Annotated in this window: 18 protein-coding genes; 2 read left to right on the top strand and 16 right to left on the bottom strand. The window is 39.1% G+C overall.

All coding sequences use genetic code 11. From position 1 onward, the window contains the following. The first annotated feature begins 160 nt into the window (after nucleotides 1–160). Nucleotides 161–778 carry a LacI family DNA-binding transcriptional regulator gene (locus L950_RS27095; RefSeq protein WP_021188303.1) on the top strand — a complete coding sequence of 206 codons (618 nt, stop codon included), beginning with the start codon at nucleotides 161–163 and terminating at the stop codon, nucleotides 776–778. Further along, nucleotides 679–1173: a substrate-binding domain-containing protein gene (locus tag L950_RS28090; RefSeq protein WP_084825505.1), complete on the top strand. Its 495-nt coding sequence runs from the start codon at nucleotides 679–681 to the stop codon at nucleotides 1171–1173. The genes L950_RS27095 and L950_RS28090 overlap by 100 nt, the downstream gene beginning before the upstream one ends. An 84-nt stretch (nucleotides 1174–1257) precedes the next feature. Here L950_RS28090 and L950_RS27085 read toward each other — a convergent pair whose 3' ends face one another. The 16 genes from L950_RS27085 to L950_RS28875 form a co-directional block, all read right to left on the bottom strand. Next, nucleotides 1258–2457, bottom strand: coding sequence for an endonuclease/exonuclease/phosphatase family protein (locus tag L950_RS27085; RefSeq protein WP_021188301.1), 1200 nt, complete (start codon nucleotides 2455–2457; stop codon nucleotides 1258–1260). A 49-nt stretch (nucleotides 2458–2506) separates the two neighbouring features. Continuing rightward, the gene (locus L950_RS19595; RefSeq protein WP_021188300.1) at nucleotides 2507–3127 is read right to left on the bottom strand and encodes an endonuclease/exonuclease/phosphatase family protein; all 621 of its coding nucleotides are present in this window, start codon (nucleotides 3125–3127) and stop codon (nucleotides 2507–2509) included. Nucleotides 3128–3408: 281 nt separating this feature from the next. Next, the gene (locus tag L950_RS19590; protein ID WP_021188299.1) at nucleotides 3409–4707 is read right to left on the bottom strand and encodes an SMP-30/gluconolactonase/LRE family protein; all 1299 of its coding nucleotides are present in this window, start codon (nucleotides 4705–4707) and stop codon (nucleotides 3409–3411) included. Nucleotides 4708–4761: 54 nt separating this feature from the next. Beyond that, nucleotides 4762–5190: a hypothetical protein gene (locus tag L950_RS27080; RefSeq protein ID WP_156169771.1), complete on the bottom strand. Its 429-nt coding sequence runs from the start codon at nucleotides 5188–5190 to the stop codon at nucleotides 4762–4764. Continuing rightward, a complete protein-coding gene (locus tag L950_RS27075) occupies nucleotides 5160–5570 on the bottom strand; it encodes an endonuclease/exonuclease/phosphatase family protein (protein ID WP_052764486.1) in 411 nt (136 codons plus the stop codon). Before L950_RS27075 ends, L950_RS27080 begins: the two co-directional genes overlap by 31 nt. Before the next feature lie 193 nt (nucleotides 5571–5763). After that, nucleotides 5764–6468: a DUF3823 domain-containing protein gene (locus L950_RS19580; RefSeq protein ID WP_031287202.1), complete on the bottom strand. Its 705-nt coding sequence runs from the start codon at nucleotides 6466–6468 to the stop codon at nucleotides 5764–5766. A 25-nt stretch (nucleotides 6469–6493) separates the two neighbouring features. Then, nucleotides 6494–7000 (bottom strand): RagB/SusD family nutrient uptake outer membrane protein, encoded by a 507-nt coding sequence (locus L950_RS30830; RefSeq protein ID WP_197086579.1) that lies wholly within the window; start codon nucleotides 6998–7000, stop codon nucleotides 6494–6496. Then, nucleotides 6964–8391: a RagB/SusD family nutrient uptake outer membrane protein gene (locus tag L950_RS19575; protein ID WP_197086578.1), complete on the bottom strand. Its 1428-nt coding sequence runs from the start codon at nucleotides 8389–8391 to the stop codon at nucleotides 6964–6966. Before L950_RS19575 ends, L950_RS30830 begins: the two co-directional genes overlap by 37 nt. 11 nt (nucleotides 8392–8402) lie before the next feature. Next, nucleotides 8403–10112 carry a SusC/RagA family TonB-linked outer membrane protein gene (locus L950_RS30825; protein WP_052764485.1) on the bottom strand — a complete coding sequence of 570 codons (1710 nt, stop codon included), beginning with the start codon at nucleotides 10110–10112 and terminating at the stop codon, nucleotides 8403–8405. Nucleotides 10113–10146: 34 nt separating this feature from the next. After that, nucleotides 10147–11088: a TonB-dependent receptor plug domain-containing protein gene (locus tag L950_RS30820; RefSeq protein ID WP_231577461.1), complete on the bottom strand. Its 942-nt coding sequence runs from the start codon at nucleotides 11086–11088 to the stop codon at nucleotides 10147–10149. A gap of 32 nt (nucleotides 11089–11120) precedes the next feature. Continuing rightward, nucleotides 11121–11549, bottom strand: coding sequence for a carboxypeptidase-like regulatory domain-containing protein (locus tag L950_RS30815; RefSeq protein WP_021188297.1), 429 nt, complete (start codon nucleotides 11547–11549; stop codon nucleotides 11121–11123). Between the two features lie 93 nt (nucleotides 11550–11642). Beyond that, nucleotides 11643–12209 (bottom strand): hypothetical protein, encoded by a 567-nt coding sequence (locus L950_RS35815; protein ID WP_262507149.1) that lies wholly within the window; start codon nucleotides 12207–12209, stop codon nucleotides 11643–11645. Nucleotides 12210–12238: 29 nt separating this feature from the next. Next, nucleotides 12239–12829: a hypothetical protein gene (locus L950_RS35810; protein WP_262507148.1), complete on the bottom strand. Its 591-nt coding sequence runs from the start codon at nucleotides 12827–12829 to the stop codon at nucleotides 12239–12241. A 262-nt stretch (nucleotides 12830–13091) separates the two neighbouring features. Continuing rightward, nucleotides 13092–14291 carry a sugar porter family MFS transporter gene (locus tag L950_RS19560; protein WP_021188296.1) on the bottom strand — a complete coding sequence of 400 codons (1200 nt, stop codon included), beginning with the start codon at nucleotides 14289–14291 and terminating at the stop codon, nucleotides 13092–13094. 94 nt (nucleotides 14292–14385) lie between these two features. After that, nucleotides 14386–15147, bottom strand: coding sequence for an ROK family protein (locus tag L950_RS19555; RefSeq protein ID WP_021188295.1), 762 nt, complete (start codon nucleotides 15145–15147; stop codon nucleotides 14386–14388). 283 nt (nucleotides 15148–15430) lie between these two features. After that, nucleotides 15431–15595, bottom strand: a complete 165-nt coding sequence (locus L950_RS28875) for a hypothetical protein (protein WP_021188294.1) — start codon at nucleotides 15593–15595, stop codon at nucleotides 15431–15433. Nucleotides 15596–15720: the final 125 nt, after the last annotated feature.

The raw sequence follows: 15720 nt of genomic DNA, 5'->3' as shown, positions 1-15720 counted from the left end.
AAAAGTCTTAAGTGCGGAACCATTGTCAAATTTTCAATCTTCTTTCAATGGATCAAATATTGTCAATGTATTGTTGACTCATTAGCACAAAAGTTTTTATAAATTTTAGTCTCTATAAGAAATTTGCTTACTTTTGATAAAAGAGTTTGTAAAAATTACTATGGCCAATAAAAAACTGTCAATAAATGATATTGCGAAGCATTTAAACATCTCAAAATCTACAGTATCACTTGTTATAAATGGAAAAGCAAGCGAAAGAAGAATTAGCAAAGATTTACAAAAAAAAGTTTTAGATTATGTAAAAGACGTCGGTTTTCAGCCTCATCACTTAGCACAGAGCTTAGCTACCGGGCGTAGCAATAGTATTGGACTAGTTGTTGAGAATATTGCGGATTCTTTCTTCGGACCTATAGCCATGATGATCGAAAATCTCGCAAAAAATCATGGCTTTCGCGTTATGTACAGCAGTACATTAGGGGATCCACAAACTGCAAACGAGATTATCAATTTTTTTAGACGAAGTCAATTAGATGGATACATTATTGCACCAACAATCGGAATCGACAAGATTGTACAAGAAATGGTTGCCGAAAAGATTCCCATTGTCTTATTTGACAGAGACCCCATCGCGGGAGTTCATTTCGTCGGAACAAATAATAAAGAAGCTACGATTGAAGCCTGCACACACATCTTCACACAAGGATTCCGCAACATCGGTTTTGTAACTTTAGATTCCTCACAAAGCCAAATGAGCGATCGATTGGAGGGTTACAAATAGCAGCTCATAATTTTAAGATTAAGCCGGTAGTTACACATATCTCCTTTGAGAAAGAGAAAAAACTTAAAAAAAAACAAATACAGGCGTTTCTTGAAAAAAACAAAACGTTAGATGCTGTTATATTCTCCACAAATTATCTTTGTATGATTGGATTGGAAGTCATCAATGAATTAAATAAAAAAATATCTCAAGATCTCGCAGTAGTATCCTTTGATGATCATGAAGCGTTCAATCTCGTATCTCCCAGTATTACCGCTATCCAACAACCTCTGGAAGAACTAAGTAAACATATAATCGAATTATTAATTCGGCAAATTCAGTATCCTGCTGAAACCGCTACAAGCCATATCACTTTAGCGTCCAGATTAAAGATTAGAAAATCATCAGAAAAGTAGATTATAAGGGAGATTTTAATAGATTAGCTTTCAAAAGAGAATCAAAATTCCCGAATGAAAACTAACCTATTTGAATTGGAAGTATCAATATACTTTGATCGACGACGCCTTATCATTGGCGGTAGGACTTAACGCCGAAAATAGCGGTGTATTTGCAGTCAAAGTCCAGGAGTTACCTGTAAAATCCTGATGTTCGTACAAAACCACAGAAAGACCGTTCGGAACTCTAGCCGAAGATGCCCAGTCATTTTCAATACCTCTTGCCACTAGATCAGCTAGCGTATAGTTACCTTTTGGAAGAAAAACTCCTTTCCCCCCATAATGCGCATCTTTATAAATAGTTACACCATCCACTTTTGCATTTACAATCACAGGAAAATGATCTGAGGGAAGAATATTCCCGGGGACTTGATGATACCAATCCACTAATCTTGAGTTCACAGTCCAGTGATTGGTCACAAAGATATGATCAATTTGACTATCACCAGTTGGGCTAATGTTCCATCCATTGCCCGTAACGCGTAGCGTTGGCGATTTAGCATCTGCGATATTCCATGTTTCCTCCAAAAGAGAAGATCCGTTAAGTACCTGATAAGCAGGCGAATTTTGATTCGCATTCAAATCGCCCATAAGTACGGCCGGGTTAACACCAATATTACTCGTCATTGTTGACAGCACCAAATTGGCACTATTGATTTTTGCTTGCGACCCCTGATGGTCGAAATGTGTATTATATACGTAAAAAATAAAAGCAGTTTCCTTATCTTGTAATTTTACCCATGTACAGATCCGCTTATAAGCGGCATCCCAGGAAGGTCCCGTAGCTGTGGTCGGTGCACCAGGTGATAACCAAAAAGTACCACTCTCTAAAGCCGTAAACTTTGCATTCTTATAAAAAATAGCAGAATGCTCAGATGAGGTACCGTCCCGGCCTACCCCCACTTTGCCGTAGCCAGATAAATCCGTTGTCATATTGGTCATTTGATTTCCCAGTGCCTCCTGCACACCTACTATATCACAGTTGTTGCTTAGGATTCGTTCCTTTACCAATTCTCTTCGCACCGTCCAGGCACGATTGCCAGTGTCAGGAGCATCTTGCCTAATATTGAAAGTCATCATGACATAACCTACACTTTCAGTTGTCAAAGATGCCTTTGCAGCTTTTTTGTTAACAGATGCTAATATTCCCTGATCTTCAGGCAACTGTTGTATTGATTTGGAGCATGACATAAAGCCGAAGCAAAAAGCAATTCCAATCCCTAATCCGTACATTAACTTTTTCATCCTATTTAGATTTAGTTATACCATAAGTGGTTGTAATTATTATATGCAACTATTTCAGTACAAACGTTCCTACTACCGGAAAATGATCTGATTCCTTATCCGCCCAGAACTGAACAGCATAATCTTTCACATCAAAAGCTTGATTAGGCGCATAAATGATCCAATCACAGGTATACGTTGGTTTAGGTACAGGCACCGTCCATTCACACGCATTGGCTTCACAAGCTAGCGTAAACCACTTCTGCAGGGCCGGCATAGTCTGTGAATTCGGCCGGGAGTTCAAATCGCCTCCCAGAATAATCGGTTTTTTCAGATCCTTTACATGAGACAGAATCTCCCCCACCTGTTTTAATCGAGTAGCATCATTCACCTTGTAGCCCAAGTGCGTGGTGGCAAAATAAAATTCCTTTCCTTCCTTTTCGATTCGCGCGTAACCTAAAGAACGAATATCATCACCATCATCGGCCACGCTAAGATGAAAAGACTGCGTATCTTGGAGTGGGTATTTTGATAGAATAACATTTCCATAGTCTCCTTGTTTAAGCGTCAGGGCATGAGCAAAATAGTAATACTTCATACCTGTCAATGCAGCTAATTCTTTCGGAAAATCCATCGGATTGATCGCCGTATTTCGTTCCACTTCCTGCAAGGAAACCACATCGGGATCCACTTTTTTATCACTATTGCAATCGCTTCAATGCCCATTTTTCGAGCACTGTAAATATTGTAGGTCATGGTTTTAATTTCTACCGGCTTATTATTTTCTTGAGCAAGCAGCTCTGTACTCCTAACAGATCCCATCCATACCAGTACAAAAAGAAGAATTTTCATTTGCATATATCGTTGTGTTTATAACTTTGAAACAGCCATGTCGCCATTCACGAAATATGGTGAATAGCAACATGACAATTTAATATTTCCATAGATTGAACAATCAAGCAATTCCCATCCTTATTCAACCACAATCTTACGAATCACATGATTCCAAGTATCCGCTATATAAAGCGCACCATCAGGACCAAATTTACATCCCTCTGGATCGTAGAACTTTGCTGTAAGCGCATTTCCATTCTGCAGTCCACTTGTTCCGGCCACACCCGCATAAGTCGATACAGCACCTTGGGGTGTAATCTTACGGATACAATGATTCTTTCGATCTGCAACATATAAATTACCCTCAGTATCTACATCCATTTGACCAGGAGTATTAAAACGGGCCGCAGTTCCACTTCCCGTTGCGTTTCCTGTAGTATTGGCATCAGGGCCGGCAAGTACCGATATGGAGCCAAATGTTTTGGTATTAGTGTCATAGCTTACGCGGTAGATACTATGAGCATTATAAGCTGCCGAAAGATACATGGTCTTACCATCCTTGGAAAAAATCATATCCATGATATTGACATTTTTTGAATTGACAACAAATACCGGTTCTAAACTTCCATCCGGCATCAAACGAGCTACTTTCCCTCCAGAATATATACCTACAAATACCTCGTCAGTCGCTGGGTTTACAGCCACTGCAGTAAGTCCGGCAGTAACTGATAATGCAGTCAGATTCGTCAGTTTATCTCCAGATTTATTCATTTTACCAAAGCCCATCGATCCATTCGCATTATTATCATTCGTCAGATATACCGTGCTTTGATCTTTCGAAAAATCAAAAGCCCTGAGTCGTTCCACTAACGTACTTTCCGAAGCTTTTAATAAAGTAGTTACTTTATTATTCGCTGCTACGCGAACAGCAGCATAATTGTCCGCACTGCTGGCCCCCTCTTCTACAAAGTAGAGCGCATTGTCACTGCTCCATTTTAAATACCGGGGGCCTGATAATTTTGCTTGACTAAAATCACCATCTTCATCAAGCTTGGTACTGCCCAGAAAAGTATAGACCACCGTCTGATAACCATATTCAAAATCTTGTTTATACGTATATTCCTGATCTCTTAATTTTAGTTTGACTTTTCCGGATCCTGCGTTCTGAGGTACACGTACCACGATAATCCGACCATTAGAACTCAGTACTGTCCCTTCTTTGTCATTAACAGTTACTTTTATCTGATCTAGGTCTGTTCCAAAATTAATTCCGTAGAGGGATAGTTCCGTAGAAGACCCGCCCGAAATTGGAGTATACTGTGTAATTTTGGCCGTACTGTTCTTGTCCGGATAAATCATATCCTTTCTTTCATCTTTACTACAGCCCCATAACGCCAATGTCATGCAGATCAATACCCCAGTGTGTAGCCTTGCCATGCTACGTATGATATAAAAACAAATTGTTTTCATGTTTCGTGATTTAAAAGTTTATCAATTCTTGATCAAAAAATTGGCGACAACCGGAAAATGGTCCGATTGCGAATAAGAGCTGTAATCCACATCGTATGTTTGAGTCATGACTGCATCTGCCGGCGCAAACATTAAGTAATCAATAGTACCATCAGGTTTAGGAGTTCCAGCTGTAAAACCGCAATACCCATTCAAACAGCCTGGAGTAAACCACTTTATTATAGCTTTAAAAGCTTCTTCAGAGGGCTTAGCATTCAGGTCTGTTGATAAAATAATGGGAAGAGTAAGGTCCTTGGTATATTGATGGATTAAATCAACTTGATATAATCGGTTTGCATTATCCGAGAGATGGTCCAAATGTGCTACCGAAAAATAAAAATCTTGTCCTTCTTTATTAAGTTTGACAATTCCTAAAGCTCTTATATAAGCATTGGTCTCTGAAGTGAGCACACCCAATTCATAGGTTTTTTTTCGTCAAATGGAAATTTAGACAAAATAAGATTACCATATTCCCCTTTATCCAGATTTCTGGCTTTAACAAAATAATAATAAGGCATGCCGGTCAGTTCAGACAATTTTCGGCCTGTATCAAAATTTTGATTGGTCGAGTTTACCTCCACCTCCTGAAGACCTACCAAATCGGGATCATTTCTCTTAATTACATCTGCAATCGCCTCTATTCCTTTCTTCTGTGCCGCATACATATTATAGGTCATGGTCTTAACCGAAACCCCCACAGGTGTAACTTCCTGCACAGGCACATCACTTTTACTACATCCTATCATTAGGAAAAGTAAAAAGCTCCATATTCGTATATTCTTTGTTTTCATAAAGTAAATTGTTTTTTAAGGCCGATTACGCTAAGTGTGCATGTTTTTTGTCCATGGTTACTTTGTGGTATTTTCATCGGTTTATATTATCTTGAATGACAACGAAAGTTTCATGAGCTGTGCGGTCAAACCGCATTTGAAATCGAGTACAGCTCATGATATTTTCATTATTTTGATGGCTATCGTACACTATTTAATCATTAGCGATCAGTTCTATTATTTCACTATAATTCACGATATTATTGACGGTTGCGCTCACACGAACATAAATTTTATTCCCATTCGCTTTGATTTTATAAAAATTCTCGACAAACTGTTTGTCATTAGCGAGCTCAAATGTATGCGTATCCTCAGAAGCCTTTCCTTTGGCTACTTTGGTCACATAATTAGCATTATTTTCATCTACTCTTGGTGTATAATTCCACATAACAGAAACATTGCTAAGTGAAAAAGACTCATCAGCCTTCGTTACCTTATAAGTGAGTTCGACTTTATTCCTTTCCGAAATTGTCGCCGAAGCTGCTATCCGAGAAAAAGGCGTTGCTTTTAAATCAAACTGCGTTTGGCCATTTACTTTCGTATATCCTTCGCAGACACCGATAAAAGGGCCATTAACCAGTATTCTATAATTTCCGTTGAATACGCGATTATTGGTATATGAACCATCGGCATTAGCTCTAAAATCTATCGAGGCAGTAGCACCTGTACCAATCTCAAAGAGAGATACTAACACGCCTCCAGAACCTTCAACAGGCAGTGGTATTGGCGTATTTGTCTCCATATCATAGACCGTACCGTGAAGTCCACCATTAGGAGCTTCCAGGTTATCTATTTCATTTTCGCAACCACTCAATGCGGACATAAAAATAAATCCGAGCACATAGCATATTTTTTTCATACCTATCAAATTGTATATGTTTACATTAATTGCCATAACCTGGATTTTGGATTAGGTTTACATTGGTACTTAAATCTGCAGGACTAAGGCGGATATAGTAGTTTCTTTCCAAAAACAATCGTTTTTGTTTAGGTGGTGTCCCAGTTTCAAAAGTATATTTATTACTTTTTACATTGTACCAGGGATACAAAGCTGTACCTCTATAATTGGTAAGCCCGCCCTCTGCTACGTCAAGATGCGCCACACGCCATCTTTTCAAATCCCAAAAGCGCAATTTCTCAAACGCCAGCTCTACCTTACGTTCCTGTCTTACCTTATCCCGGGAGATCGCGGTATGTTCTTTTATCCCAGCCCTTTTACGGATGGCATTAACAGCATCCAATGCTTCTATATCTTTTCCTCCCAATTCCACACAAGCTTCTGCAAAATTCAAATATATTTCTCCCAAGCGGAATACAACCCAAGGAGTCTCCGAACGTTTGGCATCAATATTGGTCATATCAGTGAGCGTCTCATCAAAAAATTTACGCATGTAAAGCTTGTTTTTGAAGCATCACCAACGTCTGCGCCACCATCTTTTCCCGAAGTGTTATAACGTACACCGTTCAGTGTAGCAATATTATCTTTATCGGGTTGGTTTTGGGCTTGATATTTTTGTCCAGAACCGTTTTGTCCATCAATTACGCCACGTATCCATTCTACTTTACTTCCCTTAAGAGGAGCTCCAGGGACATAGACCGACCCAAATAGACGGGGGTCTTTGCCGACAAATAAGTCATAAGGGCTGTTAAAGCTCAGTGGAGTTCCGTCGCTATTTTTCAAGATCAATTCGCCAGAACGTCCGTCCGTATATTCAAATGCTTCCACCATTTCCAATGTCGGTGTTACCCCACACCCCCATCCATCTCCACGGAACGAAAAAGGTGCATTCATTTTATCCCACATATGCCCCTTTCCTGCAGAAGCATTGAAAGATTTCTGAAAGATGTATTCACCATTATCACCATTTACACTTTTAGAAAATAACTCATAAAAGTTTTCGGCTTTATCACTATTCTTTGTATACAGTGTATAAGTTCCGCTATTAATCAATTCTTTTGAGGCATTATAGGAGTCCGTAAAATATCGGGTAGCTTCGCCACTGGCAATACCTACATATCCGCGCGTAACCGCTTCACCGCTTAAATTGACATTCGCGCCATATTTAGCAATTGACCCTGCATAAAGTCCAGCGCGAGACCATAGCGCAAGTGCTGCACCTCGAGTTGCCCGGTATTTACCTTCTGCAGCTCTCGAAACTGGAAGGATCTCACTGATCGCCTTACATTCATTGATGATAAAGTCATATACTTCAGATTCTTTATTTCTAGGCACCTGCAGTGCTGAAAAATCACCTGGTGTATATTCCTGAGGAGCCGTTAATAGGGGTACCCCTCCATAACGTTTGACCAGTCCAAAATATTCCATGGCACGTATCCATCGTGCCTCAGCATTAACCAATTTCTTTTCATCATCATTCAAAACTGTAGTTTCGTCCAATTTTTTTAAAAAATCATTTGTTCTCCTTATTTGAACATATCGGGTAGCAAAAGGATCCTCAAATACATAATCACTATAGGTATATACTGCATTTGCATTACTAAAAGCATAATCTTTCTGGTATGCACCTGTTGCTTCATCAGATAATGAGGTTAAATTCAGTAAATTTGATTTTCCGGTAAACCAATCGTCAAAATCATCTAATCTTAGGCCTTCATCATACATCGTGACCAGGACAGATTGTATCGCTTGAGGGCTTCCCCAGATGCGGTCAGAGGTAATCACGCCACTGGTCAGCTCACGGTCAAGATAATCGTTGCAACTGGATAGACCTACCGTAAGTAGACAGCTCCAAAGAATAGGGTTGAAATATTTAATCTTCATAATATTAAGAATTAAAAAACTACATTGACGCCCAAATTGAACGTTTTCAATTGTGGATAATACCGCAGGCGGCTTTGATTACTCTCAGGATCTATATTTTTCAATAACTCATCATCCCCAGTGAAGGTTAATAAATTGTTACCATTGAAATATATTCGACAACGGTCAATTTTTGAAGATTGTATCCATCTTTTTGGCAAAGTATAACCAATCTCTAACGTCTTTAACCTTAGATAGTCAGCTTTATGTAAAGACCAAGAATTGTCTGATCTGTTGTCCACTTGACCTGTGACACGAGCAGCGGGCATATTTCCTGCTATCCATTCACTATTAGGATCGGCAGGATCAGCACGGTGCCATCGATCAGTCATAAAGGCAAAACCATTCCCCAATCCCTGCTGGATAAAGGGATCCAGAATATCACCACTAATGTAAATATCATGACCTGCAGCACCTTGGAGAAATAGCGTCATATCAAATCCTTTATAATCTATTGACATATTCAATCCATAATACATCCGCGGAGTTGCTCCATGCCCAATTGGACCCGAATCGTTTCCATCGATAATACCATCTCCATTGAGATCTTTAAATTTAAGATCTCCCGGTAAGAGTGATCTGTTCGCATTGTTATCTTGAACAGGTGAATTCAAAATATCTTCATACGAAGTAAATTGACCCACAACAGTTTTTCCCCAACGAATATCCTTATTCCGATCATTGTTGTTGTTTTGCCAATTGTCATAAAGATTGGTAGAAGCAGCTCGTTCCACATAACCGTAACGAATACGTGTAGCAGAAAAATTGGCAGATACATTGTAGCCAAAGTCACCAATTTTATTCCTATGTCCCAAGGTCAATTCAAAACCTGTATTGATATCCGAGTTTAAGTTTTCCTGTGGCATTGATTCACCAAATATGGTCGGGAATGTCCCTTGCCTAGTCGCCGGCAGTCCTGAGCGTTCTCTTCTGAACCAATCAAACTCCGTAGTAATCAGTCCATTTTTAAAAGAAGCTTCAAAACCAAAGTTCATAATTTGCGATTCATACCAGGTCAACCAAGGATTAGCAAGTCCGCTACTTTTCAATCCTGTCGATAATCCCCCTGTCCCTAATACATAGCTGCCTCCATAGACATACCCATCCAAGTACTGGAATGCAGAGAAATCCCCTTCGTCACCAACTTTGGCATAAGAACCTCGAATCTTTATGTTATCAAATTGGGGCAGATTGTCTTTAAAGAATCTTTCTTCCGATATCCTCCATCCAGCCGACACACCTGGGAAAAAACCCCATCTTCGATCGCGTTGAAATTTATAAGAGCCATCATATCTGAAGTTAAATTCGATCAGGTATTTTTTATCATAAGCATAATTAAATCTTCCTACTAGTCCGGCATGCGCAGTTTCCACACTTTTACCGCTTGCATTCTGATTTTCAGTATCCCCTTTACTGATATCATCGATGATACCAATGGATGATTCCCTAAAACCGAGCACATCTGTTAACCGATCATGATAAGCTTCCCATAAAAGTAAACCACTTACATCATGTTTTTCATTGAATACATGATTGTAATTGATGGAATATTGCTGTGTTGGCATAAACAGATTTTCCATCTTAGATTCGAGACTCGCTTTTTTTCTCAGCGCTACTTCAGTATAGATTTCCGTTGCCTGGTTGTACTGGTAGTCACTTAAGCTTTCTGCCAGGTTTTCCATTCACTATTTTTATAGTCATAAGCGACCATTGCTCTTAAAGATAGACCGATATCCATGGCAACTTCCAATTTAAGTCTACAGCCCCATTAAACTCGCGTCTCAAACGCGAATCATAACCACTGTTATCGATATAAGAACTATGGATAGGATTGGCCATATTACCAATTGCCTGCCAGTAGTCGGGATTATCGTTAGCATAAATTGAATAGATCGGGATAGCCATTTGTGCCTGAGTAAATAGATCATCCCCGCCATAAGGTTTTTTACGATCCTGTAGACGACCCATTAATTTAAATCCGACACTAAAATTTGGCGAAACTGCAAGATCAATATTTGACCTTAGATTATAACGTTTGAAAGACCAATCATCAGATTTCAAGATCCCACCCTGGTCTACATAACCTAAGGAGTTATAATACTTAACCTGATCATTCCCCCCGTAAATACTCACGTTATGTGAGCTCTGAGGAGCATTATTACGGACAAGCGAGTTCCACCAATCCGTTCCCTGTCCTCCATTCTTATAGCCTTCCAGTTGCGCATCGCTGTATGCCGGTACGCCAGAATAAGGATTAGAATTATAGATTGCTTCGTTATACAAAGTAGCATATTCATAGGCATTCATCATCTTTGGATATCGTGTCACTTGTTGAAGTCCGACATATCCATTATATTCCACCTTAGCCTTTGAATTGCTTCCTTTTTTTGAAGTCACCAATAGCACGCCGTTAGAACCCTTAAATCCATAAACGGCAGCGGCGGCATCTTTGAGAATTGATATAGATTCAATATCATTGGGGTCAATTTGGGCAAAATCCCGCTGTACTCCATCTACGATAACCAGCATACTACCATAACCACGGATATCAACAGATGCTCCATCGTCACCAGGAGCACCGCTTCTTTGCACCGCTCGGATACCTGGCAGTCTCCCGGCCAGCATATTGGTTACGTTCGGTGTTTTTACTTTAATCAATTCTTTCGCTTGTATTGACGCTACAGATCCCGTTACTGATGCTTTTTTTGCACACCATATCCAACGACAACGACCTCGCTCATCATTTCTACACTATCCTGTAAAATAATGTTTAGAGTTGTTCTTCCCCGCAACGAAATCTCCTGACTTTTATAGCCGGCAGAAGAAACCAATAAAATTTCATTCGGTTCAGCTTGAATGGTAAAAACACCACTTCCATCTGTGCTGGTTCCAGTCGTTAGAGAACTTTTCAATCGAATGGAAACCCCCGCAACCGGCTTATTGGCAACATCCGTTACCCGACCAGTTATCGAGATCGGAACTTCAAAACGCGAGGCATTATTATTAACACCATTTAGAAGTTCATGACCAGATGCTGTCGAAGCCATTAGCGCAAAACATAACAAGCTGGCTCTTAGAGCTTTTTTGCAGCTGTTCGCATTTAAATCACGCTTTATCATTCTATAAAATTTAAGTTATTTAGATTAGTTATTTTTTGCACAATTCACCATATATACAGATTATAATCAACCCGTATTTCTTATTTCTGCTGCTTAGCGTTTATGCATATAAAACTTGTTATGGCAATGGATCAAAATTAGCGGGTTTCTTTGGATCAAAAATCGCAACACCCACTTTTGAATCTGCGCAACCATAGTATAGCAACCATTTCCTCGGAAATAAACCATTCCTTCAATGAAAACAGTACCGTCCACGTATTGACCACTCTTTTCAAAATCTTCCATTGGTCTTAGAAACGGAACATCCATACGTTGCAACACCCGGGTTGGATCTTGACTGTCAAAAAGTACTTGACCTGCAGAATAAGTTCCCTTATTGAATCGTTTATCACCCTTCACTGGATGATTCTTACCATTATACAACAGTAAAATTCCTTCATCTGTCAATATTGCGGGTGGCCCACATTCAGTCAGCGAACTATCAAAATAACCTTCTCGTGGAGATATGAAAGCTTTTAGTTCACCTTTTTCATCTACCACAGGCTCCCAATCGATCAGATTATCCGATGTAGCACCATATACTCCGTGCTCACCCCAATACATCCAGTATTTTCCATTCACCTGAGTAATAACTTGTTTATCACCGATCAATTTCGTCACTATGGATGCTGATTTATGAGATTTATCTACTAAGGATGGTAAAACTTCGATTTGCCAAAGATGGGCCCATATTTAGTCCATGTTTTTAAATCGCGTGATATGGCCACCCCAAGACGTGGAACCTTACGGTTCCATTGTGTATAAAACATCACGTAGCTACCATCTTCTGCTTCAGCCACACGAGGATCTTCTGTTCCACCGGGCCATTCATTTTCCTGCTGTCCATCTTCACCCGGATAAAAAACAGGAGTTTTTAAGCGCTCAAAACGCTTTCCATCAGCACTAGCGGCCAAACCTATCCGAGATGTTCTGTGTCCAATTTTTTTACCCGTTTTATCTTCTGCACGATAAAGAACATAAATACTGTCGCCTTTTACCACAGCTGCAGGATTAAAGGTGTCATTATCTTCCCATGGCACCATTTTCTTACTCATCGGATCATAAAATAAGGTTGTACTATCAGGTTCAATAACAGGATTTATCCCTGTAGGGCGTTCAAATCCTCCCATAGCCCAATCCGGTCTGCTATTCACTTTTCCATGCTGTGCTGCACAGCTTCCAAGTGCTAGGAGAGAAGTAATTACGCATGCATTCCTCATAACAAGATTAATGTGTTTCATATAATTTATTTTGTAGATTTTCAATTTCAATACACGCCCTAGTTCAGAGTAATTTCACTTTTTAAAAAAAAATGCAAAACCGGTTTTGCGACCCAAAAGTAGAAAAAGCTTATTACTAGTGCAATACCTATTTAAAAGATAATAATTATTTAACATTGGCTACCCAATAATTTAATTCAGTTCTCGGCATTATAAAATTTCTTCCAGTGATTTACCTTTGTTTCGGGCATGAAAAGCACGAATACAAATGATATTATCACCATTACGGCATAAAAAGAAATACATAGTAGCCCCCTAATGTACTGCCTTCAACAATTATTGGAAATATCCAAGAAATTATTGCAGCAAATAGCCAATGCGTTGTACTTCCCAGTGAAGATCCCTGTGCACGCACTTCATTAGGAAAGATTTCTGCCAAGAATACCCAAATCACCGCCCCTTGCGACAATGCAAAAGAGGCAATAAAACCTAAAATATAATATAATAACAAATCGGAATGGATTCCCTTTAAACCAAAGGCAGCCAATAATAAGAATAAAAACATACCCACGGCTCCACTGAGCAATAATTTTTTACGTCCAAAACGATCGATAATACTCATACCGATGAGTGTAAACAATAAGTTAATTCCACCGATAAAAATAGGTTGCAAGTAAGCCAACTTAGCACTGAATCCAGCCATTTCAAATATGCGAGGTGCATAATATAATATTGCATTTATACCCGTCATTTGATTGAAAAAAGCCAATAGCACAGCGAGTATGATCGGTTTAGCATAAGCCTTCTGAAAGAGATTAATTTTACCTGCTGAATTCAACTGCATCGGAGCATCTTGTATAAACGGCTGATTTAAACGGCGAAAACTTATTTTAGCTTTTTCAATTTGTCTGTGTTGCAATAACCAACGGGGGCTTTCCGGAATATATTTTAGCAATAGAATAAATAATGCAGCAGGTAAAGCCATAATACCAAGCATGTAACGCCAAGAACCTGTCTCTCCCATAAAAAGAAAATTGGTGAGGTAAGCCGTAAAAATCCCGGTCACAATCATGATCTGAAATGTTCCCGTCAATTTTCCCCGATCATTAGCAGGTGCTATTTCAGAGGTATATACAGGTCCTACGACCGAGCTAATTCCAACCGCTATACCTCCGAAGAGACGAAAGAGAAGAAATAATTCCCATAACGAGGCGATCGCACAACCTATAGCCGACAAAAGATAAAGCACAGCAACGAAATAAAGAATCGGTTTACGACCATAACGATCTGCAAGCCGTCCAGCAACGATCGCACCTAAAATGGTACCGATCAATGAAATGGATACCGTCAATCCATGTTTAATAGCATCAAGCTGCCATAATTTTTGAATAATTTGTTCTGCTCCCGATATCACAGCTGTCTCGAACCCAAATAAAAAGCCTCCTAAAGATGCAATTAATGTAAATTTCCAAACTGGTTTCATATGTTATGGTGTTCCAAGGTGAGTCCCAAAAATAAGTTCCGCTCATCAAATGAAGCGATTTGTACATCGACATCCACCGATGCTTTCACCTTATCTAAAAATAGATATGAGATTTTGCGATACTTCCGCCAATAACAACAGTATCAGGCTTTAATGGTTCAATATATGCCTTGATGAAAGTGATAAGTTTATGAATAAGAAAATCGAAGGCTTCATTTTGCAAAGTTTCCAAACGATCATTCTCAATGAGATCTTTTATATTATCAATTGGAACATGTCCAAATTTTTGTCCCAGATGAGCCAAAATACCACGTGTCGATAGTGAGTCTTCAACGATACCTTTAACGAAAGCCGCTGATCCAAAGTTAAGGTCCACTATTTGCCCATTATCATATAATGAAGACCCCAGACCTGTTCCTAATGTCAATCCCACTACACGCCTTTGATATAAGTTTTTAAAAAACACTTCCCCTATCAAAAATGCAGCCGCATCATTGTGAAATTGAACAGAATTTGGCTGAATATTAGTGATTTGACACAAATATTTTTTGAGATTAAAATGGAGCAAACTTTGATACTTGTTCATACCGTCCATTAACGATATTCCATTTTCGTAATCGAAAGGTCCAGGACAAGAGACAATCATTTGTTCAGGCACCCCCGAGCAACTCATCATCGTTTTTTGAATAACATGGTCGATCTCAGTGAGGATTTGCATCTTTCCTCCGTTACTATCTACCTGACCACGATAGTAAGAACCATCAATTACCTGCTCTGAGTGACAATTAATGAGTGCAGATGAACAATGGGTACCACCCAAATCAATACATAAAGTAATATTTTCGTTTATTAACATTGGTTCTAGAAGTTGGTTATTATAAATTCCCTTAAAAGCAAAACCGGTTTTGCTTGATTAAACAAATATAATAGTAAAAATCTAAAATCAAATTTTATGAAAAAATATAATAAATCGCTGATTTAAAAGTTATCATTCAATCCTACCGTGTACCAGATCATAAAATTATAATTTAGTACAAGTCGAAATAAGTAACGAAATCTCATTCTTTTGTTGGATTAACGAAAGCCCATGCATATCATATATAACAAACTAGTACCTGCTTTCACAGGCACTAGTTTATTTATTTAATTTTTTTTCTTCCCAATAAGCGACTCGTCACAAAACTAACCAGCGTACCAATGGCCGCCAAGATCACAGTCTGAAAAAGATCGCCAAAGGAGAAACTTGCCCATATGGAGCAGATCGTACCTCCTAGTGCCGAGATCCGGATATCATTTAGTTTCATCCCTGATCTCCTTTCCTGTATCCAGCTCATATTTTACGATACGATCTGGAGGTTTTATATGACCTGTATTATCTTCTACCACATCCAAAAGGCCATTTGAAGAGCGTGCTTGCGCATTATTTTTC

Origin of the sequence: Sphingobacterium sp. IITKGP-BTPF85, from assembly GCF_001006065.1 — a bacterium.
Taxonomy (GTDB): Bacteria; Bacteroidota; Bacteroidia; order Sphingobacteriales; family Sphingobacteriaceae; genus Sphingobacterium; species Sphingobacterium anhuiense.
This window is presented reverse-complemented; position numbering and strand designations above follow the sequence as displayed.